Annotated in this window: 39 protein-coding genes; 11 read left to right on the top strand and 28 right to left on the bottom strand. The window is 45.3% G+C overall.

The window, feature by feature from the left end; genetic code table 11:
- Together ACYVH9_RS29710 and ACYVH9_RS29705 are read left to right on the top strand one after the other, a co-directional pair.
- Window positions 1-1066, top strand: a 1066-nt coding sequence (locus tag ACYVH9_RS29710; protein ID WP_460640088.1) for a tyrosine-type recombinase/integrase, incomplete at its 5' end; no start/stop codon positions are given.
- Window positions 1067-1095: 29 nt separating this feature from the next.
- Window positions 1096-1566 (top strand): hypothetical protein, encoded by a 471-nt coding sequence (locus ACYVH9_RS29705; RefSeq protein ID WP_460640087.1) that lies wholly within the window; start codon window positions 1096-1098, stop codon window positions 1564-1566.
- A 62-nt stretch (window positions 1567-1628) separates the two neighbouring features.
- Here the strand turns inward: ACYVH9_RS29705 and ACYVH9_RS29700 are convergent, their stop codons facing one another.
- From ACYVH9_RS29700 to ACYVH9_RS29610, 19 genes are all read right to left on the bottom strand, one after another.
- Entirely contained in the window at window positions 1629-1883 is a 255-nt protein-coding gene (locus ACYVH9_RS29700; RefSeq protein ID WP_460640086.1) for a hypothetical protein, read from the bottom strand.
- Between the two features lie 35 nt (window positions 1884-1918).
- Complete coding sequence (locus tag ACYVH9_RS29695) at window positions 1919-3127, bottom strand: phage head spike fiber domain-containing protein (protein ID WP_460640085.1); 1209 nt, start codon at window positions 3125-3127, stop codon at window positions 1919-1921.
- A gap of 4 nt (window positions 3128-3131) precedes the next feature.
- Complete coding sequence (locus ACYVH9_RS29690; protein WP_460640084.1) at window positions 3132-3554, bottom strand: hypothetical protein; 423 nt, start codon at window positions 3552-3554, stop codon at window positions 3132-3134.
- A 10-nt stretch (window positions 3555-3564) separates the two neighbouring features.
- Window positions 3565-3762: a hypothetical protein gene (locus ACYVH9_RS29685; protein WP_460640083.1), complete on the bottom strand. Its 198-nt coding sequence runs from the start codon at window positions 3760-3762 to the stop codon at window positions 3565-3567.
- A gap of 4 nt (window positions 3763-3766) precedes the next feature.
- Window positions 3767-4504: a hypothetical protein gene (locus ACYVH9_RS29680; protein WP_460640082.1), complete on the bottom strand. Its 738-nt coding sequence runs from the start codon at window positions 4502-4504 to the stop codon at window positions 3767-3769.
- A 105-nt stretch (window positions 4505-4609) separates the two neighbouring features.
- The gene (locus ACYVH9_RS29675; RefSeq protein ID WP_460640081.1) at window positions 4610-5881 is read right to left on the bottom strand and encodes a hypothetical protein; all 1272 of its coding nucleotides are present in this window, start codon (window positions 5879-5881) and stop codon (window positions 4610-4612) included.
- Window positions 5871-6518 carry a hypothetical protein gene (locus tag ACYVH9_RS29670; RefSeq protein WP_460640080.1) on the bottom strand — a complete coding sequence of 216 codons (648 nt, stop codon included), beginning with the start codon at window positions 6516-6518 and terminating at the stop codon, window positions 5871-5873. Before ACYVH9_RS29670 ends, ACYVH9_RS29675 begins: the two co-directional genes overlap by 11 nt.
- Before the next feature lie 10 nt (window positions 6519-6528).
- Window positions 6529-7101: a transglycosylase SLT domain-containing protein gene (locus ACYVH9_RS29665; protein ID WP_460640079.1), complete on the bottom strand. Its 573-nt coding sequence runs from the start codon at window positions 7099-7101 to the stop codon at window positions 6529-6531.
- Between the two features lie 84 nt (window positions 7102-7185).
- Entirely contained in the window at window positions 7186-7638 is a 453-nt protein-coding gene (locus tag ACYVH9_RS29660) for a hypothetical protein (protein WP_460640078.1), read from the bottom strand.
- 33 nt (window positions 7639-7671) lie between these two features.
- Window positions 7672-8064 (bottom strand): hypothetical protein, encoded by a 393-nt coding sequence (locus tag ACYVH9_RS29655; RefSeq protein WP_460640077.1) that lies wholly within the window; start codon window positions 8062-8064, stop codon window positions 7672-7674.
- Window position 8065: 1 nt separating this feature from the next.
- Window positions 8066-8662, bottom strand: coding sequence for a transglycosylase SLT domain-containing protein (locus tag ACYVH9_RS29650; protein WP_460640076.1), 597 nt, complete (start codon window positions 8660-8662; stop codon window positions 8066-8068).
- Window positions 8663-8666: 4 nt separating this feature from the next.
- Entirely contained in the window at window positions 8667-9314 is a 648-nt protein-coding gene (locus ACYVH9_RS29645) for a hypothetical protein (RefSeq protein ID WP_460640075.1), read from the bottom strand.
- A gap of 40 nt (window positions 9315-9354) precedes the next feature.
- The gene (locus ACYVH9_RS29640; RefSeq protein WP_460640074.1) at window positions 9355-9684 is read right to left on the bottom strand and encodes a hypothetical protein; all 330 of its coding nucleotides are present in this window, start codon (window positions 9682-9684) and stop codon (window positions 9355-9357) included.
- Between the two features lie 36 nt (window positions 9685-9720).
- The gene (locus ACYVH9_RS29635; protein WP_460640073.1) at window positions 9721-10017 is read right to left on the bottom strand and encodes a hypothetical protein; all 297 of its coding nucleotides are present in this window, start codon (window positions 10015-10017) and stop codon (window positions 9721-9723) included.
- 324 nt (window positions 10018-10341) lie between these two features.
- The gene (locus ACYVH9_RS29630) at window positions 10342-10515 is read right to left on the bottom strand and encodes a hypothetical protein (protein WP_460640072.1); all 174 of its coding nucleotides are present in this window, start codon (window positions 10513-10515) and stop codon (window positions 10342-10344) included.
- 98 nt (window positions 10516-10613) lie between these two features.
- Window positions 10614-11207 carry a hypothetical protein gene (locus ACYVH9_RS29625; RefSeq protein ID WP_460640071.1) on the bottom strand — a complete coding sequence of 198 codons (594 nt, stop codon included), beginning with the start codon at window positions 11205-11207 and terminating at the stop codon, window positions 10614-10616.
- Between the two features lie 380 nt (window positions 11208-11587).
- A complete protein-coding gene (locus tag ACYVH9_RS29620) occupies window positions 11588-12049 on the bottom strand; it encodes a hypothetical protein (RefSeq protein WP_460640070.1) in 462 nt (153 codons plus the stop codon).
- A gap of 8 nt (window positions 12050-12057) precedes the next feature.
- The gene (locus ACYVH9_RS29615) at window positions 12058-12513 is read right to left on the bottom strand and encodes an LEA type 2 family protein (RefSeq protein WP_460640069.1); all 456 of its coding nucleotides are present in this window, start codon (window positions 12511-12513) and stop codon (window positions 12058-12060) included.
- Window positions 12510-13178, bottom strand: a complete 669-nt coding sequence (locus ACYVH9_RS29610) for an LPXTG cell wall anchor domain-containing protein (RefSeq protein WP_460640068.1) — start codon at window positions 13176-13178, stop codon at window positions 12510-12512. Before ACYVH9_RS29610 ends, ACYVH9_RS29615 begins: the two co-directional genes overlap by 4 nt.
- Window positions 13179-13334: 156 nt before the next feature.
- Here ACYVH9_RS29610 and ACYVH9_RS29605 point away from each other — a divergent pair, with 156 nt between their 5' ends.
- Window positions 13335-13559, top strand: a complete 225-nt coding sequence (locus tag ACYVH9_RS29605) for a hypothetical protein (RefSeq protein ID WP_460640067.1) — start codon at window positions 13335-13337, stop codon at window positions 13557-13559.
- Between the two features lie 531 nt (window positions 13560-14090).
- Here ACYVH9_RS29605 and ACYVH9_RS29600 read toward each other — a convergent pair.
- The 4 genes from ACYVH9_RS29600 to ACYVH9_RS29585 form a co-directional block, all read right to left on the bottom strand.
- Window positions 14091-14255: a hypothetical protein gene (locus tag ACYVH9_RS29600; RefSeq protein ID WP_460640066.1), complete on the bottom strand. Its 165-nt coding sequence runs from the start codon at window positions 14253-14255 to the stop codon at window positions 14091-14093.
- A gap of 967 nt (window positions 14256-15222) precedes the next feature.
- Window positions 15223-16341 (bottom strand): AAA family ATPase, encoded by a 1119-nt coding sequence (locus ACYVH9_RS29595; protein ID WP_460640065.1) that lies wholly within the window; start codon window positions 16339-16341, stop codon window positions 15223-15225.
- On the bottom strand, window positions 16341-16739 hold the full coding sequence (locus ACYVH9_RS29590) for a hypothetical protein (RefSeq protein ID WP_460640064.1): 399 nt from the start codon (window positions 16737-16739) through the stop codon (window positions 16341-16343). Before ACYVH9_RS29590 ends, ACYVH9_RS29595 begins: the two co-directional genes overlap by 1 nt.
- A 151-nt stretch (window positions 16740-16890) precedes the next feature.
- Window positions 16891-17172: a hypothetical protein gene (locus ACYVH9_RS29585; RefSeq protein ID WP_460640063.1), complete on the bottom strand. Its 282-nt coding sequence runs from the start codon at window positions 17170-17172 to the stop codon at window positions 16891-16893.
- Window positions 17173-17307: 135 nt separating this feature from the next.
- Between ACYVH9_RS29585 and ACYVH9_RS29580 the strand changes: the two genes are divergently transcribed.
- From ACYVH9_RS29580 to ACYVH9_RS29555, 6 genes are all read left to right on the top strand, one after another.
- Complete coding sequence (locus ACYVH9_RS29580) at window positions 17308-17643, top strand: hypothetical protein (protein WP_460640062.1); 336 nt, start codon at window positions 17308-17310, stop codon at window positions 17641-17643.
- 684 nt (window positions 17644-18327) lie between these two features.
- Window positions 18328-18897: a hypothetical protein gene (locus tag ACYVH9_RS29575; protein WP_460640061.1), complete on the top strand. Its 570-nt coding sequence runs from the start codon at window positions 18328-18330 to the stop codon at window positions 18895-18897.
- 62 nt (window positions 18898-18959) lie between these two features.
- Window positions 18960-19517: an RNA polymerase sigma factor gene (locus ACYVH9_RS29570; RefSeq protein ID WP_460640060.1), complete on the top strand. Its 558-nt coding sequence runs from the start codon at window positions 18960-18962 to the stop codon at window positions 19515-19517.
- A 5-nt stretch (window positions 19518-19522) separates the two neighbouring features.
- Window positions 19523-19741, top strand: a complete 219-nt coding sequence (locus tag ACYVH9_RS29565; protein ID WP_460640059.1) for a hypothetical protein — start codon at window positions 19523-19525, stop codon at window positions 19739-19741.
- Window positions 19742-19844: 103 nt separating this feature from the next.
- Complete coding sequence (locus ACYVH9_RS29560; RefSeq protein ID WP_460640058.1) at window positions 19845-20525, top strand: ClpP family protease; 681 nt, start codon at window positions 19845-19847, stop codon at window positions 20523-20525.
- 114 nt (window positions 20526-20639) lie between these two features.
- Window positions 20640-21197 carry an NUDIX hydrolase gene (locus ACYVH9_RS29555; RefSeq protein ID WP_460640057.1) on the top strand — a complete coding sequence of 186 codons (558 nt, stop codon included), beginning with the start codon at window positions 20640-20642 and terminating at the stop codon, window positions 21195-21197.
- Here the strand turns inward: ACYVH9_RS29555 and ACYVH9_RS29550 are convergent.
- From ACYVH9_RS29550 to ACYVH9_RS29540, 3 genes are all read right to left on the bottom strand, one after another.
- Window positions 21194-21721 (bottom strand): C40 family peptidase, encoded by a 528-nt coding sequence (locus ACYVH9_RS29550; protein ID WP_460640056.1) that lies wholly within the window; start codon window positions 21719-21721, stop codon window positions 21194-21196. The genes ACYVH9_RS29555 and ACYVH9_RS29550 overlap by 4 nt on opposite strands.
- A 160-nt stretch (window positions 21722-21881) precedes the next feature.
- The gene (locus tag ACYVH9_RS29545) at window positions 21882-24014 is read right to left on the bottom strand and encodes a Tex family protein (RefSeq protein ID WP_460640055.1); all 2133 of its coding nucleotides are present in this window, start codon (window positions 24012-24014) and stop codon (window positions 21882-21884) included.
- A 173-nt stretch (window positions 24015-24187) separates the two neighbouring features.
- Entirely contained in the window at window positions 24188-24451 is a 264-nt protein-coding gene (locus ACYVH9_RS29540; protein WP_460640054.1) for a hypothetical protein, read from the bottom strand.
- A 239-nt stretch (window positions 24452-24690) separates the two neighbouring features.
- Between ACYVH9_RS29540 and ACYVH9_RS29535 the strand changes: the two genes are divergently transcribed.
- Window positions 24691-24894: a hypothetical protein gene (locus ACYVH9_RS29535; RefSeq protein ID WP_460640053.1), complete on the top strand. Its 204-nt coding sequence runs from the start codon at window positions 24691-24693 to the stop codon at window positions 24892-24894.
- Between the two features lie 198 nt (window positions 24895-25092).
- On the opposite strand, the gene nudK is transcribed toward ACYVH9_RS29535, so the two are convergent.
- Complete coding sequence (nudK, locus tag ACYVH9_RS29530; RefSeq protein ID WP_460640052.1) at window positions 25093-25674, bottom strand: GDP-mannose pyrophosphatase NudK; 582 nt, start codon at window positions 25672-25674, stop codon at window positions 25093-25095.
- A 59-nt stretch (window positions 25675-25733) separates the two neighbouring features.
- Between nudK and ACYVH9_RS29525 the strand changes: the two genes are divergently transcribed.
- On the top strand, window positions 25734-26486 hold the full coding sequence (locus tag ACYVH9_RS29525) for a DeoR/GlpR family DNA-binding transcription regulator (RefSeq protein WP_460640051.1): 753 nt from the start codon (window positions 25734-25736) through the stop codon (window positions 26484-26486).
- Here the strand turns inward: ACYVH9_RS29525 and ACYVH9_RS29520 are convergent.
- The gene (locus ACYVH9_RS29520; protein ID WP_460640050.1) at window positions 26483-26782 is read right to left on the bottom strand and encodes a hypothetical protein; all 300 of its coding nucleotides are present in this window, start codon (window positions 26780-26782) and stop codon (window positions 26483-26485) included. The genes ACYVH9_RS29525 and ACYVH9_RS29520 overlap by 4 nt on opposite strands.
- Between the last annotated feature and the right edge of the window lie 150 nt (window positions 26783-26932).

Below are 26932 nucleotides of genomic sequence, written 5' to 3'. Positions count from 1 at the left end.
TCTAAGATCCCCTCGGGTAACAGAAAACGGACTAAGGCTTGATAAGACTCTTGCAAGGAACTCAAAATTGATTCTGCGCAAAAAAACTACTTTTTTCCACGCCCCCCAAATTCCCCGACTGATCCTATATAATCCGAATCTAAAGAAAGCGCCTACCATTGCTGCCAAATCGGATACTCCTTTGCTTCTAAACGACCTAACAACTTATTTGACAAATAAACGGCAGACTTTAGAAGAGAACTCCTACAAAGTGTACCGGAACTTTGGGGACAAACTGAAAGCGTTTCTGAAAAAAAATAAGCTAGAGGCAATAGCTACCCAAGACTTTACACCCGAATTGTGTGAAAAATACAGGGAATACATTCTATCAATTCATTCGCACCCGACGACCAGAAACAAGGAAATTGCCCAATTAAAAACCTTCTTTTTCTACTTCACCCGGAAAGGGCGTAAAAGGTTTGACATCAGCCCGGCGGTGGATGTGGAGCTAGTTCCTAAACAGGAGTCAGAAATGCATGAGCCTTACTCCGATGAACAGGCTAGCCAGATATTTGCACTCATAGAGGAAAAGGAGGATTGGCAGTTGTTGCTGTTCATTTACTTCATTCACTACTGCTTTGCCCGACCAGGTAAAGAAGTCCGCCTAATGAAAGTGCAGGACTTGCGGGAAAAGTCTGTGATGATAAAGCCAGGCCGATCTAAAACAGGTATTACCAAATCTCCCACATTACCTAAGCCTTTAGCTGAATTAATTGATTTTCTGAAACTACGAAGCTATAACGGTGACTACTATATTTTCGGTAATAAGGGTGAGCCTGGACTAATCCCAGTAGGGAAAAACCAATTTTACTACCGGCACAAAAAGATATTGGAAGACCTTGGATTCAAAGGAAAGTATACTGTGTATGGTTGGAAACATACCGGGAACATAAAAGCTATTCGACTAGGTATTAACCCCAAGAAATTACAACTACAGAACGGTTTTACTGAATACCGTACAATGGAGATTTATACCCGTCGTCTCGCTGCCTTTGCTGATGATGAAATTTATGAAAAATTTGTTTGATCGTACATCTATAACCAATCCCTTATAAAATGAAAACTCTGTCTATTTCTCTGGCTCTATTAGCATTATTTGCACTAGGATGTAAAAAAAATAATAAAGTAAATCCTAAAGTGGATATATCATCATTAGCAGGGGTATATGATTGTCAAACAACATTAACTTATGGGCGTAATGGAGAATTAACTACAACGCGGCCAACAAGTTCGACATTGACAGTTAGTATTGCTTCAAATAATGATCCTAAATTGCTCATGTTTCACGAACAGTATTATGGTAACGGAAGAGATTATACTGTCTATTTCGATAATGAAAATGGGGAATTTGTAGTTAATAAATTTGAAGAAAAAGTATCAGTAGATGGGGTTCTTTTCAGTGGAGTAGCAAACGGTTCAGGTAAGTTTACTTCTGATGGGAAAAAAGTTAGCCTTTCTACTTCAACAGATGTTATTGCCGTTGGACCCTTCAATCGCTCTATAAAAATAGAGGGTACGAAACGATAAGCGAATTTTATGGTAATAGAAAACGCCCGACCATTGGCCGGGCGTTTTCTATTATAAGTTAATTACTTTTTGCCTTGCTGCTTAGATAAAGCATCGAAATCAACAGGTAGAGTAATTGCGGTAATTCCTACGGCTGAACCGGCAGCAATTACGTAACCGGCAATTGTTGTAACCACTGCCGGAACGGAAACGGGAGCCGTAACAAGTATAGTTGCTACCGTAACTAGCCCTCCCATAATCTTACCCACTGTTTTCCAGAATTTTGGCGTAGGAGCGGTTAACCGTTCTGCAACGGTGATGTTTTGTTGGGTGATCATAAATAAAATGGTTTATGGTTAAAAGAGGAATTGAATTATGCGGTAAGTAGTTGGAGTTGTGAAATAGTAAGTCTGCGTGGCCAATACTGGATTTTTTGAATCCAACCATTCAGAAAATTAGTATTACCTCTACTACCAATATAAAAAGTGCCAGTTACTTCTAAATTATTAAATATTGCCCCTGTAACGGGCGAACCATTATTTAGCCATAATGATATATTTCCTGATGAAACATAACTCATAAATCCCTTATTAATACTATTAATAGTGATTGTATTAGCAGTTGCATAATCACTTGATGTATATGTTCGTAATACACTGTTGTGATAAAAAGGAATACGTAAAGGACTTGGTAAGGCAATTAATTCCCTATTGCCTGTTGTTAGTGTAGGAATAAATTGAATAAACCAGCTACCTGCGGTTCCGTTATACCAACTTCCAATAGGTAAACTTGGCACATCTCCATTTCTTAATACACTTCCTGCACCCGTAGGAATAATAGAAGTAGCAAATGCACCCACTTCAACTTGCGCTTCATACTGTAAATGGTTAGCTGATGCAACTCTTGCTAATGATAAATCATTATCTGCTGATACCATACAGAATCTAACAGAAGTAAAAGAAGATAGGGTAGCTGTTATTTCTATTCTATACCAACTATCACCATAAGGTATAATCTTAGGTGTACCTATTATTGCCGCACCACCCGAAACGGAATTACTTCCTATAGCTCCTGTAGCTAAATTAATCCAAACTCTTGCTTGTGCTGTTGCTGTATCATCGGTTAACATTACTCTTAACCAATCGTGGTTGCCGCGTTTTACCCAAACACTTCCTGTTATTGTTTGACCATTTGCGATTGTAAGTAGATCAAATAGTAAAGAAGTGGTGGAGTTAGTTTCTGCTACAGTCCAAGCACTATTTAATACCCCAAAAATTGTAGCGTTTTTAGTGGTAGTAATAGCAGTTTTGATCCAAGATGGTCCATTTAAATCATTGCTATTTGGAGCAAGATTTGTCCTTGGTTCCTCAATTAAAATGCCTTTTGGTTGTTTTGTTATTGGGTCATAATCCAACTTGGGAACACCTGCTGCTGCCGTTTGAATATTACCATTCCCATCAAAATACGTCCCTATTGAATTGCGTGAAAAATTGAGTGCTGGATTTAATATACCCTGCGTAAAATCAAGGTTCAACGATGGGCCAACGTTTTGAGTAATAAACCCTAAAGCGTTACTAATCATAGTTCTACATTTTTAGGGACGTTGTAATAATATAGGATGCATTAACTACCAGTAGGTTTAGTGCAGTAACGGAGCCAACAGCCAAGTTCCAATCAATAGTTACCCCGTTTGGTAGCTTACATTCAGAGGGAAGATTAAAAGAATAACTGCCTGCACCGCCTTGGGTAATGACGATCACTAGTGATTTGCCAGGTGCCGCATTGACAAGACTTAAAGTTGTATTGCCGGTTAGGGTAATGGGTACTAATTGATTGTCACTAGGAGCAAGGTCTATGCTAATTATCCCGGATGCAGGTTGTTCGGCAACAGGGATATTTATTCCTTTTGCCTTGTGTATTGTCACACCATCAACATCAGTCCTGATCCCTTTAATATCCTGCTTAATTTGCTGAAAAGCCAGTACTGTACTTAGTTGTTCGGGAGTCATAGGAGTAGGGTTAGGCGTTGTTGTAAACCGATAGATAGTCAACCGGCGTTTCATTCTGAGTGCTGGTAGTTTCCGTGCCTGGTTGAATGGCTATAAGTGGGTTATCAGCTTGAATAGCTGCCTGAGTAGCTACAAGCTGACGTTTCGTCTTGACGATCAGGTAGACGATTAACCCAAGAAGGAGAAAGAAAAATAGGTTGCTTTTCATGGGGTTAAGGAATTGATATAATTAAATCACCGTCCGCATTCTTTAAACCGGAAGGCCGTTTTTCTGCAATGAATACGATTACACTAAGAATGGCTGCTAGACCAAATATGATTAGCGACCGCCGTAACCCACCAAATAGGTATGCCAGGAATACGACTAAAATCGCAAAGTAGATGTATACCTTTTCGGAGGTAAACAATGCTTTTAGGCTATCAGGAGTAACTAAACCCCCATATAGATAAAACCGAATATCTTGCCCTTGCCGGTCATTGGCTGATAGTAAGCCGTCCGGCAACACCACGGTTTTGCCTTCGATGGTAAACGGTAAATAGGAGTTGTGCCGATCTGCGTTACTGGTTTTCTGAAAGAATGTAAGCGGTTGCCGGTCATAAGGGTTTTCATAAATGGAAACCGGGTGAGAATGGAACCGGATTGGTAAAGCACCTGAAGCCAGCACCATTGCCCGCTCTTGAAAGTATCCGGCTGGCTGGTAAGCTGTTTTCCGCTGCCCTATGGGTAGTTGGTTAGGCAATTCGGTAAAACCCGTAACAACCAGAGAACCACCAGAAGGGTAAGCATAGAGGATTCCTCCTGTTTCTTCATGCAATGGATAAATACGCTGTAACTCTTTCAATACCGACGATTTTACTACCACCTGAATAGGTGTTTTTAAAATCAGCGTTTTACGGCCTTCTGTAGTAACTTCCTTGAAATACCCGGATTGGACTAATTCGGCAATCATGCGAAATATTATTTTGAGATCTGAGCTGGCCAGGCTTGATAAAACAGAATATCCTTTGGAACAAGATTGTGCCGAGTCAATACGCCCGGCACAATTGCTACAACATCAAGGTAAAACTTTAGCGAGTCTGCTTAGTGAAAGAAGAGCCAACAGGAGAAACGCCCACATCAGGGACTTTTTCTGTTTTATAAACACCAGAACACAAACAACGGCTGTAGCAAACAGCAATACCCAATCCAGCGTATTTAACCGGAACGTTGGAGCATTGTACAGCACGGCGGGGAATATATCAGGTGTAACCGTTCCGACGTAAGGCGTACTGTTCCTTAGGAAATCGTCAGACAGAGAAGCGGCCCAATCATTTGCAAATTGGTCAACACCAACGCCGTACAGATGGTCATAGCGTGTATTGATGTGATAACCTATCCAAAAGGAGTTATTGAAGTCTGGGCCTTTCCAGGTGTTAGGGTAGGACTGTAAAAGTTCTTGCTGACCTTTGGCCGTATCAATATCCGCCAAGGAATTAGGAACCTTTGTTAACTCTTCCTGAACCAGAACCAGGGCTAAATTAGGTTTTTGATAGGTGTTGCGTACATAGTCAAATACGTACTTAAATCGCTCTACGAATGTAGATGTAGGGGTACCCCGGTCATTATAACCGTGTTCTACCAGAATAGCCCGTATACCTGTTTTAGAGACATAATTTTGCATTACGTGCTCTAAAGGTAAAAACGGCTGACGGCTGCTTTTATCGGTGATACCTGGGGGCATTTGAGTGCGTACCTGACCAGAAAGAAGTTGCCAGTTTTGCAGGATGTTAGAACCGCCATAAGCGCAACCATAGAACATTACAGGTACGTTTAGCCGCCTTACGAGTTTATCCCCCAATTGCCCCCAACTATCGGGATAATCATGGAAAGGGCCAATTTTGCCAGTTAAGCGGCCAAACTGATAATTTCGCGTAGCTAAGTTATCCTGCAACGCAATAACCCGTTCATCGGTGGCCGCTGCCTGATTGTTCTGATCGTGACCGCCCTGCATGAAGCTGTGTCCAAAAATCACAAATACTTCACCAGCTCCAACCCGATCAACCCGTTTAATGCTGTCACCTGCCGAAACCGCTAGACTATACCACCCGCCCGGCAATTGTACCGTTCCCCCAAAATTGCCGTCTTTATCAACCGGGAGTGTCTGTTCAATGGGTAGGGCGTACTCCATTGTTTGAATTTCACCCACTTTAACCCGTGAGAAAACCGCTTTTACGTTCTCAATTCCGGCTCCAACTGTCCCGGCCACCGGAATAAAGGAGTTGCCGGAACTGTCGCGTTGATACACGCAATTTAGGAATGGCTCCTGTAGTGTTAGATTAGATGCCATCGGGAATAATGGAGGCTAAAAAGTGAAGGATAGCCGCAAGCAATGCGGCAAGAAAAAATAGCTTTTGAACAGAGGAAAGGTTTCTAAAATCACCTGTAATGTCCGTAAAAGCGTAGGTCGATACGAAGCCGAATAACAACGTACCAACAAGCCAGCAACCGCCATAAACAACGGCTATGCAATAGCATATTTGAGCTATTGAATTGAGCGCGTAGCAGATAAACCCCAATTCAAGCTGTGAAGATGAGTAGTCTGAAATCAGGTACGCCAAAAAGGAAATAGCAGCTTTAATGAGTAGGCCGTTTATTTTCCGACGTACTTTATTCTTTTCTTCCTGTTGTAGCTCTTCAGTTGTAGCCTGAAATTGTTCTTCGCTAATCAAACCAAGCTCTACCCTGAGTTCATTAGCGTTACGGTCAGCACGTTCGGCAAAACCGTATAAGCGTTGCTTATCGGTATCGGATTCGGCTTTTACCGCTTGATTTCTATATCCCTGCGCTTCGTTTTGGTAGGCAGTTATCAAGCCTAGTTTCTCCTCTCTTTCAGCTTGAGCGGCCTTGTTTTTGTCATTTTCAAGCTGCTTAAGTTGTTCCTCTAACTGTTGCTGCTTTATCGAGATTTCGTTTAGTGTTGCCATAATGAAAAGGTTAGGGAACGAACCGTTTGATTTGCCGCTTTACGTCACGGATTGTGATAAGGCCGTCCCGGTTGTCGTCTAGGACTTTATTGAAGTGGTAGCGATTCCGGCCCAATTGGTCAGGAGCATCGGCGCGGTAAAGGATGGTGCCAGACTTACGGCCTAGAAAAGCGGGAGCAAAAACGACCAGGTACACATCATACACGTCGGTCATGCGTCCGGCATAGGGTGCAAAGTATTTTTCAACGTACACCAATTGTTGAACCAGCGTCATTGCGGCCAACTTGTTCGGGGTAGTACCTAATCGTTTGGCCGTAGAAGGAATGAACTGAATTAGGCCCACAGCCCCCGAATATTTATTGCGCACATTGGCCCGAAACGTTCCTGCGGTTTCAAACCGCATCACGATCATTAACCAATCTGGTTCGACATGGAGCCGGTCGGCTGTTTCAATAACAGCTTGCTCAAACTTTGCTCGGTCAGGTGATGGTACTAGATTCAGATAAATAAGCGAGCCTTTGGGATTTTCGGCACAAACGATTTGTGATACTGCCAGGAGCAGTACAAGTAAAAAGCGTTTCATCGGTAGAAGGAGGAAGGTTGTACTATGAAAAAGGCCGGGAACAGTTGCCCCGGCCTTAGAGCGTATTACGCTCCTGCTTGGGTGCTATACCCCGATTTCGCCAGCCGGAATATAATGAACCTGCTCAACGATAATGTAGGCAGTTCCTGCGGCTGACGCTTTGAACTCTAATAACTCTTTCACACCTACGGCTAAGTGTCCAGCGCGTTCGGGTTGCGTCAGATCGTTAGCGGCTGTAGTTACCGGACGGTTCATAAACTTGCCATCCGACGTTAGCGGGTGATCCAGATTTACGCGACCATAGGTTACATCCATCAGCCCCCAAACATGGGTAGCCCCGGTTGTAATCGTCGGATTTGCGGCTAGAAAATTGGCAAAGTCCCGTTCACGCTGACGGCGAACGTGTGCACCAACGGTTGAAGGGCCAACTTGAGTCAGGTAAACTTCATCTGCTTCAACCATCAAGGCCACGGCTACTGTTGTAGAATTGACCGTAATGAGTTGAAAATTAGAGCGTCGGGTTAAGGTCTTATTCATTGTTGTATGGTAAGAAGAAGGTTAGACAATCAGTTAATTTCCCGTCTGCTCGGTGTCTGGGTTTGATTCCGGGTTGATCGGTGGAGTTTCGGGATTGGTTTCCGGGTTACTCGGTGGCGTTTCTGGCTTTGGAGTCGGATTCTTTGGAGCCGTTGTTTCGATGCACAAGACCGCCGATGCCTGTAGAGATAGGCCAAAACTGAGCACGTAGGTGCCAGCCCGAAGCGGTAACGCTTTACCCGGTTCGATGCTGTATAAAGCCTTTAAAACCGATTGTTTCGCGCTTTCATCCAGCATAGCCATTGCGGAACTGGCCTCTGTATCGGCAATAAAAATCGGTGATGCACCTGCGTTGATCAGGGTTTGTTTGGAGCCAACTGGCACAACAACGGGACCAGCACTAATAATAAGAAAGGATTTAGCCATTTTAGGAACGGTTTAAAAAGAGAAAGATGAGTATCAGAACCACTACCATCGCCACAAGAGGGACGGTATTAGTGGAGTCGGTAAGAGTGTTTGAACCCGCATCATAACCGGCAGGGATATAGCGAGCAATGACGCTCTTAATCTCGCCTACGGTTATTACACCGTCATTATTGGTATCTAGCGGCTTATTAGCATTATAGGCATTAGAAGGGCTAGCATAAACCTTTTGAGCGTCAGGACGGCCAATGTATGCAGGTGCAAAAACAGCCAGGTAAACATTGTACAGATCAGTCATTCGCCCTTTGTACGGGGTTAGGTACTTTTCGACATAATCAAGCTGTTGTACGGCTGTCATTGCAGCTAATTGATTAAGAGTAACCCCCCAATCCTTTATCGCAACCTGCGTAAATTGGATCAATCCGACGGCCCCCGAATTAGGGTTTTTGACGTAAGGCAAAAAGGTGTTTGCCGACTCAAACCGCATCACAATCATTAACCAGTTAGGGTTAATTCCCAGTCGATTAGAGATTGCAACAACTTTGTTGATAAACTCTGTACGGTATGCTGCCGGAACGGAATTTTCGTATGCAAGTGCCATAATATTAGCCGATGGTAACAGCCGATTTGAGGACGTAAAATTTATTAGTTACTAAGCCAAGCCAGCTAGACGATTCGACAATGACAAACACGCCTTTAGTGCCGTTAATCGTCAGCGTGGTTTCGCCCAAATACGTACCAATCAGATTACCAGCCACGGCCTGATGATCGACCGTTGTAGGTGACTCAAAACGGCGGACGTTGACTTTCTCTTTGGCTTTGACATTTTTACCAATCAGATTCGGTGCAGATGTAGTAGGAGTGCCGCTTGTCCGTTTGTATACCAGATCGTAGAACTTTTGCAGGTCAGTACGGCTTAACTCGCTTTGCAGGTCAATGGTCAATTCTGACCCGTAAATAGTCCGGTATGAGTTAGAAACTGCTTGATAGTCAGTTATTTTAGCGGCTGTCTGCATGATCAAGTCTACATCGGTGCCGTCCATACTCATTGCCCAATCAATGCCGGAACGGTTCATTGCATCCCTTAGAGCTTGAGCCTGTTGGGTGTTTACGTCCGTTCCGGCAGCGTCTAAGTAGGTCTGCTTCTTGGATTTGTTAAAGCCGTTTACGAACAGATACAGGCCAACGACCAGCACGATTACCAGTAACAGGTTGTTATATCCGCCATCGTTGAGAGTCTTTAATTTATCCACGGTATTAAGCAGTTAAGGGTTTAGAAGATTTCCAGCCAGGTTAAAACTTGAAGGTTTTAAGCAGTGACCAGAACGGGATTTTTTGGGTAATTGAAGGAAATGCCTGTTCAACATCTTTCAGCGAGATTGTACCAGCATCGGATTTTGCTTTTAGCTCATACGCTTTGGCAATGTTCTCAGGAGTCAGGATAGACTTAGAAAATTCGGGATCAGCTTCAATGCCATCGGCTATTTTTTCAATTACATCGGCAGCTATTGCCGGGTCGCCGGTTGCATCAGCCAGGGCGTTAAAAAGCCGGGCAAGCTGAGTTGTGACATACTCTTTGGTAATAACTACCGCTTCGGTAGCAGGGGTAAGGTCTTGGGCCATGATGTTGTTTGATTTGGAAATTGAGAATACCTAAGGCTAGAGCCGAAAGCCGGAACCACCTTCAAATACTTTTTTGACTTCACGTACACTATTTACAGTGTCACTCGCTGTTTTAGCCACCTGCATAAAGTCGGGTGTGCCGTCTCCGTCTTCGTCCTTTAAGTAGCTTTCGATTTTGTCAATCTTCTTTTTGTACTCCGGCCACTCTTTCATAAACTGCCTGAAATCGTCGGCCATGCCTTCTACCAGCATTTTAAACCGGGTTTCTTCCTGAACTTTCTTTAAAATATGGTCAGGAATCCCGTACTCGTTCGTAGAAACAGCATTTGTCATTGTAGGTGCCGCTTGGGTGTTAGTCTGGCTTTTGGTGAAGCTAAATGTTAAGCCCCCACGGTTATCATTCGGATTTTTAGCGCAAACCAGCTTATAGGAGCCGGGCGCGAGCAAATCCATACATTCCCGAAACCGTGAAATGCTATCCGGTAAATTGTCCGTTCCGTTAGATTGTCCAACCTTAGAGTTTCCGGAATGAATTGACCAGTAGGGCATTTCATTCTGTTCCAGATACTTTACTGCGTTGTCTATCGTAGCCATGTTCGCGGGAGAAACAGCCCCGGCTAACGCCCAACGTGGGGGATTCAGTTAGCCGGGAGGCTGTTATTTCTTTTTCATATCAGCCAGCTTTTTACGGGCGGCTGCTTTGGTTGCTTTTTCCTTTTTAATCGCATCGTTGTGTTTTTTAACTTCTGCGAACCGCTTTTCAGCGTTTTTGATGGTGTCGAGACTAGCCCGCGCACTGGGCAGTTTTGGAAACTTTTTGAGCTTTGCCATTGAGTTGAAAGATGGTTTAAGCGGCCCGGCCTATCATGCCTTAAGAATACAGTAGTACCGGGCCTATCGGGGGTTGTTGTCTTTAAAGAATAGCCGTGTTAACGATACGACCGCTTCTTTTTACTCAGTCCGAGTGCCGGACCAATGAAGGGTTTCCAGAGAAGAGCAACCAGGACGATTGCTACCAGCCACCAATAATTTGACAGGAACGTAGAGACTTGCTCCATAATGGTAGGAGCCGAGAACGTAGTATCAGTAGTCGTTACACCACCGCCCGTAGTAGTTCCACCAGTAGTTGTAGTGGTTCCGCCCGTAGTTGTTGTACCACCTCCGGTAGTTGTGGTAGTTTGGTTGCCGGATGAAATAGCACCTGTAACCCAGTCGGATTTTTTGTTGATGTAGTAATCAAATGCAACACCGGTAGGAGGTTGGATGTACGCTCCAGCGTTGCCTACCTGTTGATTGATACTATACGGCCCTAAAGCACACTGAGAAGACGAATACGGAAAAACGTAGTCTGCACCGGCTGTACTGTTTCGCAAATTGTCGGCGTACTCCGGTTGCTTCGCTTCCAGAATCATTACACCATTGACGACCCGCCCTTGCAATACGATGAACTTACCGCTTACTGTCGAGTCATCTACAAAAACTGGGCCTGTACGTCCCAAATAGCCCTGTTGAACGATTGCCATTTTAAAAGGAGATTATTAGTGAAAAAAGAGAAAGGGTTTACAGGCTGTAGGTTGCGCTTCCGCTGGGGAACACCTTTGTCCAACCGTTGAAGACACTGTATTCGGGTACCCATGAGAAGCCTGTGCCGAAAGTTTGAGAGGCAAACTTGTCACGGGTTGTGGACTGCTCCGAGTCCAAAAGTATGGCCGCTGCATCGCCTGGCGATATTGAATCCTGGAAGGTATTGCACACGACGGAGGAAATACCTAGAGAGAACAACCAGGCACGGGGCTTGAACTGTACGCGTCCATTTGGCATTACTGCAAAACAGTACCGGCGTATGTCAAACATTACTTCAAAGATTGGCCTGTTCGCGGCAGTTTGGCCGATTTGCGCAATTCTAACGTTTGCCATTTTTGGAAGGGTTGAAAAAGAGGAAATAGAATAAAATCATAACCAGAAGGAACGTAATTATCAGAACCTTAGGGTCAGTAAAGTCAATGTTGAAAACGCGGTTTCCTGTTGCCGGAGCGTTATTGGTTGTTGTGTCTGTTCCTGTTGTCGTGCCTGTGCCTAACAAGCTGGCATAGGAAGGGTAAGCCGTCACAAGGTTTTTATTCTTGATTATCCCATTTTTTGATAGGATAGTCAGAAACTTGTCTCCATACGTCAGAATGTCGTTTATCAGTTTCAAGGCTTTAGAATCCCCCTTTGCTGCGGCTTGATCTTTAGCATTTTTCAGGTCTGCCGTTAGTTTTGGGTCTGACGGTGTAGCCGTAGTTAATCCCGAAACTTCGTAATTCGGTGAATCGGCAACATAGGCATATACATCGTAGTAGTCCGATAGCTGGTCGTACAACATAGTGGTAGTTAAAATTTAGGTACGTCCATGTCAAAGGATTGTCTCACAGGCACTTGAAAGCCTTCGGCATACACAAGGCCATCTAACGAGAGATTCACTTTTCCGGCTTTGAACCAGTTGAATATTGAACCTGCTGCCGTAAGCAAATCAAAGTAGGAGATCGAAACCGAAACGGGTAAAATGGTATCACCATTAGGAGTTACAGTAGTAGCAGTTCCCATAATTGCCTTACCGAGAAACTTACCGGCTGACAGTACATCAAAATCAAGTGATTTAATACGTACTGATCCCGAACTAACATTCCGCGCTTTGATCGGCAGGTCAAAGGAGATATTGCCACCTTTCAAGCTGAAGTTTTTAGGCACTCCTATTGTGAATTCAAGCTGCTTGGCCGTGTTTACCTTGTTCATAATGAACAGGATGAGAATTACCACGATAGCCAAGATGATAAAGCCTTTTTTCATCGTTTACGGCGTTTTTTGTTACGTCTGCGTAACCAGACAAAAAAGAGTAGAAGTAAGCCTATGCCAACGATGTAGTACCAAGTCTGAACCTTTGGAGCTTCGTTAGGCAGTACAGTTGTTGAGCCTGTTTGAGCTACTTCCGCTAATAGCTGATTACGGATGGTTGCAAGCTGTTGTAGGTCGGATGCGTAATCCTGAATCAGTGATTGAACTTTATACTGTTCAAGAGTTTGCGCGGTGTTGGCTTGATTACTTATCAACGTAATAGCCGTTCCAACGACCGGGATAAAAGATAAAGCCTTGGCAATTGTCTTTGAGACACTGTTGTATGTGTCTGTAGACATGCTCTGCAATTGTGACAGTAATTCGTCTGTCCGACCTTTTATAAATTTTACCCGTTCATTGATTGCATTCAGACGTTCATTTATCCATATTGACCGTTCATCTGGGGTTAAGCCAGAATATGACACTTTAACCGCATTGATCGTTGATTCGACGTTTGCGTTATTCTGCCTAATCTTTTCACGGATTGGGTCTGGTAAGTAGTGGTTTTTCTTTTCACCAATACAAGCTCCGAACAGGTTAAAGTTGCAGGAGCGAAACACGACTATATCAGGGTCTTGCCGGTCTACTGTTCCAGAATAGGAGGTGTTTAGGTCTGCCATTACATACGCTTGCTCGTTTAAGATTTGAACTGTTATTTCTGATTAGGAAATAATGTTTCGCTTTGAACGATACAAGAATAGTATGGATTTGAGTATAGAAAATAGTTTGTGTAACTTAGGCCGAGTTTCCTCCCGCAAACCTTAGTTAATCCGAGTATGAGCGAGTTAAGCCGAGTTTCCACTCAAGCTAAATTCTGTAAGAAGGACTTTTTAATGATGTATGATAATGTCAGTATAGAGGTATTTGAGGAGTGGATTGAAGAAATAAAGGAAGAGATTGGCTGGAAATCTAAGGGCAAGCAGATTTTTGGCCCTCGAATTGCCAAACGAATTATTGAGCACGTAGGCCAACCGTTGCAATTGAAGCTCCTAAACGTGTAGGATTTGATAGCCCGGCACCCAGTCGGGCTTTATTGTGTCCAGACCGTTGTACAACCGAATGCAGAACCGTTGTACAACCGATGCAGAACCGGCGTATTCCCCATAAGCACACCGGCTAACTTTCCACTTATAAGCATATCTCCCAAACTGCACTTTTAGAAAATTTGGACAATGGACAAGACAGACAGACAGGCCGTCTCTCTATATAGGCTGTCCGTTGTCTTGTCTGTCCGATTTATATTTTGTTTTAAGGGGCATTTTAAGGGTGTAAGCAAAATATTATTCTGTTTTGAGTGGTTTTTTGGGGTCGTTAGGGGCAAAATCACAGACAAATTCAATTTTAAAAGTTGTCTATAGTTATGGACAGACAAGACAAAAATCCCTATATATATAAATTGTCTTGTCTGTCTATATATATGGGGGTGGCCGTCTATCTGTCTATACCCAAAAAATACAACTCAAAAAAAAGCCCGGCGCATGGCCAGGCTACATTTTCAAAATCAGAAATTCAGTTTGTTAAACGGACGTTTGTTATAGTTGATTCTGCCAGTCATCTGGCAACTCTTCGTTCTCGTATTCGTCATCGCTACACCATCCACAACCGGGACAGTACATAGAAATATCAAGCGTCAACATATAGGCGTCTTCGTCATTGTCTTCAAGGAGCAGGCCACCACATTCAGGACATTCGTTCATAAAATCAGTAGGTTTTCAATAACAAGTCTTCTTAATATGAAGGCTAGTGCCTTCGTTAGAGATGGTAGTTATTACAGTCCCGGCACTTGCCGGGTTCTGTTTTTGGGACCATTGCCTTATTTTAAAAAGGCAGATTGGGTGTGATCGGTTGATTTCTTAGCCATGGAAACGTTCACATAAACTCATTTACCATGTTACTTTATTTTTCGATTATCTCCCCTAAAGGTGAGTCGAGGTGTCATTTATTGTATGATTCTCCAATTGAGACTCACTGTAGACTGCTCAATCATTTGGTTAATGTGGGCTACCAACTTCAGTTTGCTTCGCTGCTTTCGCGTAATAGAAAGCCATTTATCCTTCCTGTAGAAGCCTTTGACGGCGAAGAAATTGCGACAAAGTTCAAAGAGTTAGAAAGGCAATACAATCAAGTTTTGAGTGCATAGTCACGACATTTATTAGATGGTAGATTGTTAATTTGACTTTTCGCCTATTTTTGCGGTGCCTTGCAAGGCACAGGTCAGGGGAGTCTGACCGCAAAGGGTCAGCCGAAATGCTGGCTTTTTTGTTTTCGGAGGTTTATTTTACGCGTAAATAAGTGCCAAAAACTCATTTTTTAATTCGTTAGTAAGCCCTATATGTAAAAGTAGGGTATATCAGATGAACCAACTTCCCTCTTTTTATGAACCAATTATTGATTCAAGGCCATCTGATGGAATTGGAATGGGTTGTTTCAAAAGGATTCGCATTACGACACAATCCTTGGAAACGTTTTGATCCATCCATTATTCACGATGCGGTCATACTGATCCGGGTCTATCGAAGTTTAATTTGTCCACAAAACGTGGAATTATGAGTGAAAGAGGTATTAGTATTTATACTGTGCGAAGGTGGTAAATTAACCCGGTCTAAAAATCAACGTCCCACAAACGGGGATTTGTGGGACGTTGACAATTGAAAATATATCGTACTATTTTTCCGAGGGTTTGTAAGTGTATACTCGATGCTGGCGTTCACCTGCTACCGTAATAACACCTAAATCAACAGCCTTGCTGATATGACTGTCAGCATTCTTGTCTGAATTGGTAGAAGGGTTGAAGTGGATAATTTTAGCACGTAGCTCTTTAAGAGGCAATTCCGTCAAGTCTCCAAAACAGAGGTGCATTAAACCTTTCGTTTTTTCTTCTTTCTTAGCTGTGGCTGATTGTTTAGCTTCTTCATTTAGCAGGGCCGTTGTACCGGCATCGCAAAGAACCATCCGGCCCTGTTCAACTGAGTAATGGAAGTAGACATTCTCAAAGTCGTCGCCAATCCGAATTAGGCGGCTTTCGATGCTGTGTAGCTTCCGATCTCGATCTTTCTTAATGGAGATCAACCCGGCGCATTTGCGCTCAATCTGGCTACCTAAATGGCCGCGTACTGAACCGCCACCCTTGTTTTCGTGAATTACTACTACAACACAGGTGTTATGCCGGGATGCTAGCAACGACAATTCTTCAATCAGGGCGTTTGCCTTTTCTTCGTCGTTCACACTCGATAGAATATCTGCCAGGCCGTCAATAACCATTAGGTGCATTTTGTGCTCTGCAAACATCAATCCTATCGCTTCTCTGCGGTCATCTAAAGTAAGTTCCAATAGGTTATAAATGTGTAGGTTTTCGGGGGTTTTCGATAGTCCCGCATACTTCAATACTTTGTCCTGCAAATCCTGTGTGCTAGATATATGCTGTTCAAAATCAAGGTAAACCACGTCCCGACCTTTTGCATATTCGCTTTGGATAGTAAGAGACTGTGCAGGAGACGAAAAATGAGTAAAGCAGGTTGCCAGAATGAAGCCGATAACCGTCGTTTTACCTGATTTCGGTGGCCCGGTTAAAGCGGAAATCATTCCAGCCATTCCATAATTTGTATCTGAAATACGGACAACCGGCGTAGGTGCCGGGTGCCGGGTTGTGTTGGTGACACGCTTAGCAAGTAAATCTTTAAGGCATAGTTTGGAAGGGAGCGGTTGAATGGGTAGGGGAACCACGGGAGTAGCCGTATTATTTCGCTCAATAAGAGCTTCAAGGTTCAATTCCTTCTTAGACATTAGCTAATAGGTTTAGGGGATTTCAGAATGTGATCGTGAAGGTCAAAGGCAAGGGTACTCCATTCTGTAGCTCGTTCCGTTTCTGCGTCGATTAATTGCAGGAGTGTATTATTCTTTCGTTTTGCAATATGGTATTCATCGACGGCTACGGCTGTTTCATTTCTCAAGTATTCAGCCAATCGGTCAAAAGCCATTACGAAAGAAAGCAGGGTATTTATTTCGGTTTCAATAGTAGTTATGGACTTGTGTAACTGTTCATTTAGCTCTTCATCTTGCCGCTTAATAAGATGCTCTTTATAAGAAATTTTCCGGTTGATTAATTGCAGTAAGTTTTCGCGGCTCTCTTTGTAGAGCGTCAAGGTGGTATGCTCCGCGAGAAGATTTTTAAAGTCGTTCATCAAAATAGAGATGTTTGCTGCTTGGTCGCTATTCTTTTCTGTTGCTTAGAATGTCTGCCGATTTGGGCTAGTATATCTTGAGCGGCTTTTTTGTCGTCGTGCTTACCTGTTGCCAGTAGCCTGCGCATTTCGCGTTCGAGTGCTTTCAAGTTCATGCCGCTTGCATTTGGAGGGTTTCTAACATGGTTGTAGTTGATAGTGGTTGATCGTCTACATATCCCAAATGCTTACGTGCAGAGTCTAAATAGATGGAAAGCACATCAACAGCGTTTTCGCAGTATTGGTAGTGGTCTCTGAATAGTTTGGGGTAATTCTTTCCATAGAGGGCTTGGGCCTTAAGCAATTCAGCCCGAAACATTTGTTTTTCGTAGGGTTTTGCAGAATCGTAAATACGACCGATTAAACCTTTGGCTTTGGAATTTTTCTTACACATAATAAAAAATAGGACAGTTAATTATGATTTAACTTGTTTTATGCCGTCACAACGGTATAAATTGCCGCTGTAGCGGCAGCAACGTTACTAAGGCTTGTGGGTAAAATCAAATGTAAAATCATATTTATTTTCAAGATGGAACATCATGGTAAAAGGCTACGTCAGATGGCTAAAGAGCAAGGTTATGATATTCAGAGGCTTGCTGAAAGATTAGAGGTAAATCGTATAACTGTAGAGAGCGACTTTAAAGCAGAGCAATTAACCAGAAGAATCTTAAAAAAGTACGTACCTGTCTTAGGATTTGACGTAGACAAGTTCTACAAAGGAGATGTTGAGATAGCAACTACACCAGATTCAAGCAAGATTGAAAAGTTACAGGCTGAGATTATCTATTGGCAGCGTAAGTACATTGACTTACAGGAACGTTTTTTTCCGAACGCAGCGCAACTGGTAATAAAGAATAACATCTAATTCAGTTAACAATTTAAACACGAGCAAGAAAGCAGTGTTTGGGCTTGTTTTGGCCGTTTAAGGCCAGTGCTGCATGTATAGCAAGGTGTCCGGTAGAATCTCCGACTATCTCCACTTAGTTTCTTACGAAAAGCTCCGCATTCTTTGCGGAGCTTTTTTTATGCCTATCGGACCATTCGTTCGTTTTTTTCAATTCATGCAACGGTTATGTCGGGTTTTAGGTCTATATGATTATACGTCCACATAACCTTTCTTTTCCATGAACAAAGAGTACTTTCTTCCTTACCGGCCTGGCTAGGTAAAAAGTTGCCTGGGTTGGCAGCTAATCTTCATTAACCACTACGGTTATTATGGCCAGATTAATCGCGGGCAGCATCAAGCCAAGATTCCTTTTGAAAATCACCTGAAATGTTAAGCAAGCAGAACCGTAATCGGATTACGTCCGTATGCGGTTATAATTGAAAAAATGAACATTTAATTATGTTTAACTGCTTTTTGGCGTTAACTTCGTTTTCCATGGTGACAAAAAGAACGATCAATACCGATTATCTAGGCTTATTACCATCTGTTGGGCGGGTGTTCAGAATTTTATTCTGCACTGCTTTCTTGCTGGTTTGTATGAGTTTGGTAGGTATATATGTCCGGTTCACAATCAGTGATTTACATCCCTATGTCTATAGCTTGATGGACCGGGTTAGTGTGGATGGTGAGCTCAACGTGGCGGCTTTTTTCAGTACATTTCTATTATTGGTTTCGAGTGCATTATTGTGGCTCGAACGAAGTATTGAAAAAGGCGATATCCGGCAGCGACAGCGGTGGTTTGGGTTGGCATTGATCTTTTTGGTCCTGGCCCTAGACGAAGCCATCAGCCTGCACGAATTGCTGAATTTGTTCAAAATGCAATCCTTCTTACCCAGCAGTAAGTTTCTGCACTGGACCTGGGTCGTTCCGGGTATGGTGTTTGTAACGCTGGTTTTTATTTTCTACGTACCTTTTTTGCAGCGATTGCCTCGGCGTACAGCCGGTTTCATGGTACTGGCGGGGGGATTATATGTTGGCGGGGCCATTGGTGTGGAAATGGTGGGTGCCTCTTTTGCCGCTGAGGAAGGGGTTTTCAGCCTGACTTACAACCTAATTGCGCACCTGGAAGAGCTTTTGGAAATGTGCGGTCTGATTACCTTCATCTATGCCCTTCTAAATCACCTTAGCAGCCGGATCGATCAAATCATTTTGGTCTTTAAACCCAGTGCCTAAAAAAATATTTCGTACCCTTGGGTGATAGTTGTCCGTTATTCCGATAAACCGGTAAAAAACGTATGAATGTAACCCCACTTCGGGCAATGGATGAGGACCTGATAGCAGATCGGGAACAGGCATTGGAACGAATTTACGTCAGAACGTATCCGATGGTACGGCATTATGTCAGGGAGAATGGCGGGTCGGAAGAGGATGCGAAGGATACTTTCCATGAGGCCCTGATGCGCTATTACGAGAAAACTGTTCATGACCAGCTTGTCTTAACCTCGTCGGTCAGTACGTACCTGATGGGCATTTGCAAGAACCTATGGCGCCAACAACTCAACAAGCGAGCCGGGAAGATCGAACTGACGGATGCGCAAATAGAAACTTACTGGGAGGAGCCGGAAACTGGCGACCAGCAGGCTTCGCTAAAGCTCATAGCGTTTGTGGAACAACTGGGTGAAACCTGTAAATCCATCCTAGTCAGCTTTTATTACTTTGGCCATCGGCTGGAACAGATTGCCGCGCAACACGGATACCAGAACATTCGGACGGCTACTGTGCAAAAGTACAAATGCCTGGAGCGGCTGCGGAAAGCGGTTAGTCATCTTTCCATTGAAAATTTTAAATCCTGATCGGTATGCGTCCGGAGCTGGAAGAAGTTCAATTGCTGGAAGCTTACCTGCAGGGGAGCTTGCCTGAAGACCAACGGATCGATGTGTCCGTTCGACTCCTGTGGAATCGGGATTGGCAGCAGAACGTAGCAGCCCAGAAACTGGCGTATCAGGCCCTGCGGCTGGCCGGTCGACAGCAGCTTCGGCAGGAACTAGACGCTATCTATATACGGCACTTCGGGTAAACCGAAATTCCTTACCATCGTCGGATCATTCTAATGGCTTTTTGGAGCCAGTGGCTTGGTCGTGCCTTCGCAAAAACAATTTTCTTAAAAATCCTTATTTGGTATGTATTATCCAGAACTTAGCCAGCGTGAGTTCCGCAAATTCGCTGTGCACGGACAAAATCTGAACGGACTTACGGTAGACCGTTATTTGCGCCAGGTTGAAAACATGACGCGGGCGGTTATCGAGGAGCGCCCCATGAATTTCCGGGAAGTGGACGTATTTTCCCGGCTGATGGCCGACCGCATCGTATTTCTGGGAACGGCCGTTGACGATAGCATCGCCAATATCATTATTGCGCAGTTGTTGTTTTTGGAATCGGCGGATGCAAAAAAAGACATTCTGCTGTATATCAACAGCCCCGGCGGTTCGGTGTATGCGGGGCTCGGTATTTATGATACCATGCAATACGTACGGCCGGACGTGGCAACCATTTGTACCAGTGTGGCGTTGTCATTCGGGGCGGTTTTGCTGTGCGCCGGTGCAGCGGGCAAACGTTCGGCGTTACCACATGCCCGCGTCATGATTCACCAGCCGCACGGCGGAGCCCAGGGGCAATCCGTTGACATTGAGATTACGGCCCGGCAAATCGTCATTCTGCGGCAGGAATTGTATGAGATTATGGCGCGCCATACCGGTCGGTCAGTAGAGGAGCTAGAGCGCAATGCCGACCGTGATTACTGGATGAAAGCCGAAGAGGCACAGGCCTACGGTTTTATCGACGAAGTGCTGCAACGGCATTAAAGAGCGCACTTTTTGGAAGGATGGTGGGCACTTCTGCCTAAAAACGATCATCTTTGCATTACTGCGTAGAGAACTGATAAAGAACCCAACAGCCGCAGCAGTGCGGCTTTTTTTATGGATTTGCTCGAAATTTTTGATGCCGACAACCAGCCGTTAGGCTTTACAAAACCTAAAGTACAGGCTCATCGCGACGGCGACTGGCACCGTACGTCCGAAATCGTAGTTATCAATGATCAACAGGAGGTGTTATTAAGTCTGCGTCATCCGGATAAGGTGGTGTTGCCCAACTTTTGGGATGTATGTGTGGGCGGACACGTTGACCCGGGGGAAACCTACGAGCAATGCGCCATGCGGGAAGTAGAGGAAGAAATTGGGGTGCGGCCCCGGCCCAGCCAACTGCATTACCTGGGCATTGTGGATGTGGTTGCCATTGACGAATCAATCGCACTGTTTGACCGTGAACACGCGGCTGTTTATCTTTTTCTGACGGATCGTACACGGGATCAGTTTGTGATGCAGGCCGACGAAGTAGCCGACCTGCGATTTGTACCCCTCGCTACCCTGCTGGAAGAATACCGGACGGGCAACAATTCGATTCCGTACACGCCACCGCAGTATTCGTACCTGAAGACGCTTGAAATGGCCGCTGCATTTCTGAATAGTCGGGCTTAAAACGGTCGGACGGCTTTTACAAATCGGCCTTTGAAGTAGTTTGAAAACAGGTTGTCTTCCCGAACCCCGCGCGATGATGATGCGTGAATGAAACGAATATCGCTTGGGCTGTGGACTTCCGTCACGATACCTGTGTGGGAAACATACCCGGATTTCCCGTCGTCGGGTACAAAAAACAATAAATCACCCGCCTGAATTTGAGGTACTTCAACTTCATAGCCTACCTCGGATTGTTGCCAGGAAACGCGGGGCATTTGCAGGCCAACGGAGCTGAATGAAGCAAAGATCAGACCGGAGCAATCGATGCCATCCGAGGTATTACCACCCAGACGGTAGGGCGTGCCGGTGTACGTGCGGGCAATCTTAACCACTTCCGGGACGTAGCCTTTCTGATAGGTTCGCGTGTCAACGGTTTTTAGGGGCTTGGTGACGGGTGCTTTCCGGTTGGCAACCGGCGTACGGGTGGCGGTGCGTTGAGCGGGCGGGACGTAATGGGATGTTTTTAAAAAAGAGCAGGAAGACAACGTCAAAATTAGAAAGGCAGTTGGCCACAGAGGGCGGAATAAAGTCCTTGTCATGTTGTATTGTCGTTAAACGGTAGGGGTTGATGAGTTAACAACGCAGTAAACCGAAATTTTCTGCTGTGATAGACGGCTATGATGAGCGATTTCGCTAGGGAAACTATCAAATTTTCATGGTTAAGGCAATACGTTTCCGTTGCAAATCCACTTCCAATACCTTAACCCGCACTTTCTGGTGTACACTGACCACCTGACGCGGATCGGAGACGAACTGATTGGATAATTGCGAAATATGCACCAGACCGTCTTGTTTGACACCAATATCGACAAAGGCCCCAAAAGCCGTCACATTGGTCACCACGCCGGGCAATAGCATGCCTTCGTACAGGTCTTCGGGTTTGCGTACTCGCTCATCGTATTCAAAAACGGCCAGAGTTTCGCGCGGATCGCGGCCCGGTTTTTCGAGTTCGGCCAGAATATCGCGCAGCGTCGGCAACCCTACTGTTTCGGTAACGTACAATTCGGGCTTAATCTGTTTCCGAAGCTCTGTTTTTTTGATCAGATCGCTAACCGTACAGTTCAGATCCCGCGCCATTCGTTCGACAACAGCGTAACTTTCGGGGTGAACCGCACTGTTATCGAGCGGGTTTTTTGCCTGGTCGATGCGTAAAAAACCGGCGCACTGCTCATACGCTTTGGCACCCAGCCGGGCTACTTTTTTCAGCTGATCCCGGGATTGAAAGGGGCCGTTCTGCGTACGGTATTCAACAATATTCTGGGCCAGTTGCGGGCCCAGTCCGGAAATGTACCGCAGCAGGTGACTACTGGCGGTGTTCAGCGAAACCCCGACCTGATTCACGCAGCTTTCGACTACGCGGTCCAGGCTGTTTTTCAGTTCCGTCTGATCCACATCGTGCTGATATTGACCCACGCCAATGGATTTGGGGTCAATCTTGACCAATTCAGCCAGCGGGTCCATCAGGCGCCGACCGATCGAAACTGCCCCGCGCACAGTAACATCCTGATCCGGAAACTCCTGACGCGCTACTTCCGAGGCCGAATAAATCGAAGCGCCCTGTTCGCTCACCATAAATACCGGTACGGTTTTCCCAAAATTCAGCCCTTTGACAAAATCCTCGGTTTCCCGTCCGGCGGTTCCGTTGCCAATCGTGATGGCTTCAATCTGATACTGCGTCACTAGCTTCAGCAAGGTCTGCTGCGCCTGTTCCCGCCGGTTGTCAGGATAAATAACATCGTTCTTCAACAGGTTGCCCTGCGCATCCAGGCAAACCACCTTGCAGCCCGTTCGAAAACCGGGGTCAATGGCCAGCACCCGTTTCTGCCCCAACGGAGGGGCCAGCAGCAACTGGCGCAGGTTATCGGCAAAAATCTTGATGGCTTCCTGGTCGGCTTTCTCTTTGGAAGCATTATCAAACTCGGTTTCAATCGACGGTTTGATCAGACGTTTGTAACTATCTTTGATTGCAATGGCGACTTGGTCGATGCTCTCCGACGAACCATAGCGCAGAAACTGCCGGTCCAGCCGATCAAGAGCGGCTTCTTCGTCCGGTGAAATACTGACGGCCAGAATACCTTCGGCTTCTCCGCGCCGGATGGCCAGCAAACGGTGGGAGGGGATTCGCCGGAGCGGTTCGGCAAAACTGAAATAATCTTTGTATTTGACGCCTTCGGTATCTTTTCCCTTCTTGACGGTCGATTTGAGGATGGCCTCCCGTTCAAACAGATTCCGGATACGCTGGCGGGCATCGACGTTCTCGCTGATCCACTCGGCCATAATATCGCGGGCACCTTGCAGGGCCTCTTCGACGGTTGCCACCTGGTCGTTGAGGTACGCACTGGCTTTCCGCTCAATGGTATTTTCCCGCTGGCCGAAAATCAGCTTAGCCAACGGTTCGAGCCCTTTCTCAATCGCCAGCGTAGCGCGGGTTTTTCGTTTGGGTTTGTAAGGCAAATACAAGTCCTCCAGATCGGTCAGCGAGTCGGATGCTTCAATTTTCTGGCGGAGCTCGGCGGTCAGTTTGCCCTGATCACCGATGGATTTCAGGATGACGTCCCGCCGTTTATCGAGTTCCTGTAACTTTTGATACGTATCTTTTATGGCACCAATCTGAACTTCGTCCAGTTGGCCGGTAGCTTCTTTTCGGTAACGGGCAATGAAAGGAACCGTTGCGCCCTCGTCGAGTAGCTGAACGGTGTTGGTTACCTGACGCAGGGGCAGGTTGAGTAAACGGGCAATGCGGGATACAACAGTAACGGATTCAAGCGATGTGCTCATGTATTCGGTTGACGGAATGAAGCCGCAAAAAACACATGAATGGCGGGTTTGTCAATAAAAAGTAGGATGAATTGACCATTCTTCGAGGTAACGGATTTGTAGTCAACGAACAAAAAAACAGGCCAAAGCCTGTTTTACGTATACGATCCAGCGGTATGGATGGATGAGTGGCTTCAAATCCGACAATCCAGACAGCTTTCGTAGTCCTCGTGCCCCGGCGCATAGACCCCGTTCACATTGACTAGCCGCTTCAACGGAATGGATTCGCCCGAAGCCAGTGTAATCGAATCCCCTTCGGGACCCGTGGTAACAGCTGTAATAATAGCTGTTACTGATAACAGCTCATTCAGATCAGTTGTGTAAAAGACCTTGACATACTTGCGCAACGCAGCTAGCGATCGAAGCATGTCGGTGTAGGTTTCGGTGAGCGCAGTCATAACAATGCAGATTGTTTACACTGAGATAACACTATTCTCACCAGAATCGGCTTCTTTTTTGATTAAAATCTTTCCGTTTGGACTTTGTGAAGATTGAAAAGATGATAATTATTTGTGTTTTTAATGCCTATTTAATCCCAATTTATCATTTGACCTGTTTTTTAAGCCCGCTTTAATTCGGATTACACGCAATTTTAATGAGTTGTCGCCTATTTTGTTTTACAAATTATCCTATCCTCATGCGATACGACTCATTCTTTTACCTGTCCTGCATTCTTGGTGATGAATTGTATAAATTGAACTACGCCAAGAGCAAGCAAACCGAATATAAAACGCTTACCGAGCGTTTCAACCAAGTCTGGGACCAGCCCATCGACGATTTCTACTTGAGTGGTTTACCCGCGGTGATTCGACGAAATGCCCGGCGCGAACTTTTTTATTGATGCCCGATTCCGTTTTCCCCGTACACTTGTAGAACGTGCTCCAGCCTCCGTGAGTTAGGGAGAGAGGTTGGGAGGTTGGAGCCAAATTTAAATTTTATGCTGCCGCTATGGTTGATTTGATCAACCTGTTAAAACGGTTCGGGAAGAGAGTAAGTGACGCTTTCTTTGGTTGCTGTAATGATTCTGTTTCCGACAGAACTAGGCCGCCTGACACTGCTGGATATACAGATATTGCAAGAGCATAATCGTCTTTCCGTCAGCAATTTCTCCTTGGCGTATCATTTGCATTGCCTGCGCTAGCGGTAACTCCAACACATCAATTTCTTCTTCCTCAATACCGCCACCGCTGCGCTTTTCGGTGGTGTCGGAATATTCTGCCATGAAGAAATAAAGCTTTTCGGTGACCGAACCGGGGCTCATGTACGCTTCAAACACTTTCCGGACGTTGGTTACTACAAAACCAGTTTCCTCTTCCGTTTCGCGCCGGATCGCATCTTCAGGATTGTCGTTGTCGAGCAAACCGGCACAGGTTTCGATCAACATGCCACTGGTATTTCCATTCACATACGTTGGCATGCGAAACTGGCGGGTAAGGATAACCGTATTCTTCTCCGGATTGTGCAGTAAAATGGTTGCTCCGTTACCGCGGTCGTAAGCTTCTCGCGACTGTGTTTCCCAACTACCGTTTTTTCGTAGATAGTTGAACGTTACCTTGCGCAGAATGTACCAATTATCCGATAAAACTTCCTCTTTGACCAGTTGAATGCGTGAATTGTCCATTAATATTTGATTGTTTTTGATTGAAATTGATTATTTTTGAGCAAATAAACGCGGTAGCTATGAATTATCAAAATCGGAAGCGACTAATCTTGCAAATGGTCGAAGAACGCGGCTCTGTGGAGGTGAAAGAATTGGCCGAACGGGTTCAGACGTCGGAGATTACCATTCGCCGGGACTTGGCTCTGCTGGCGGCCGATGGACTGATCTATCGCACTCACGGGGGCGCAATGACCGTGGCGCTTGCGACCAATCCGGTAACGTTTGCGAATAAAACGGCGGCCAATTCGGAGCACAAAGATTACATCTGTCGACTGGCGGCCGCTGAAATTCAAGAAGGTGACGTTATTTTTATGGATTGTGGCAGTACGGTTTTTCGCCTGTGTCAGTTTATTCGCAACAAACGCATTCAGGTCATAACCAATTCGTTGCCTGTGGTTCAGGAATTGCTGTCGTCGGCGGTTACGATTAATCTGATTGGGGGAGAAGTGGATTCAAAACGGCAGGCGGTGCATGGGTTCATGGCGCACGAGCATGTAGCGCGTTACCGGGCCCGGCGGGCCTTCCTGGGCGTCGACGGTATCTCGGCCCGGCACGGTTTATCAGCACACAGCGAAACCGAAGCGGGAATGACACTGGCGATGGCCGCTCAGACCGAAACCGTGTACCTGTTGTGTGATTCGTCGAAACTGGAAAAAGACAAATATGTGCAGTTCGCTCCGCTGAGTTTGGTTCAGGTGCTGATTACGGATGAGAAAGCTGGTTCGGAGGTCTTGGCGTTATACCGCGAACGGGGCGTCCGGGTACTGCATTAGTTGATGGGCGAATTACCGCTGGATTGTTTTCGATCGGACAGGTCTTCGTAGTTTCCGAGGATGATGGCGGCCTGGTGCAACAGTTCAACGGCCTGAATTTCGTCGTATAAAATTTCGAGTTTTCGCTCAATGCGTCCAATTTCTGCAATGGCGTTCTGGTAAGCGAAAAAATCTTCATCCGGGCCCCGATTCTGCATGGATTCGGTCAGAAGGTATTTGCCAGCCTGGAGCACCCCCCACGATGCCCGCAATTCGTGCAAAATGGGGCTGTATTTGGTTACTTTTAGAACTCGCATTCTCGACGGCGGTTTTCGGGCGTAAAGATAAGCAAATTTGTAACCGAGAACTAAAATAGTTGATTTGTTTGCGGTTTTCCGCCGGTGTTTGCCCGGCAACCTTCGCTATTTCACCAGGATCATAAGCTAACAATCTGGGGGTATTCCGGT

It is taken from the genome of Larkinella harenae, assembly GCF_054780515.1.
Note: the sequence above shows the minus strand (reverse complement) of the source record. Positions and strands in the feature narration are given on the sequence as shown.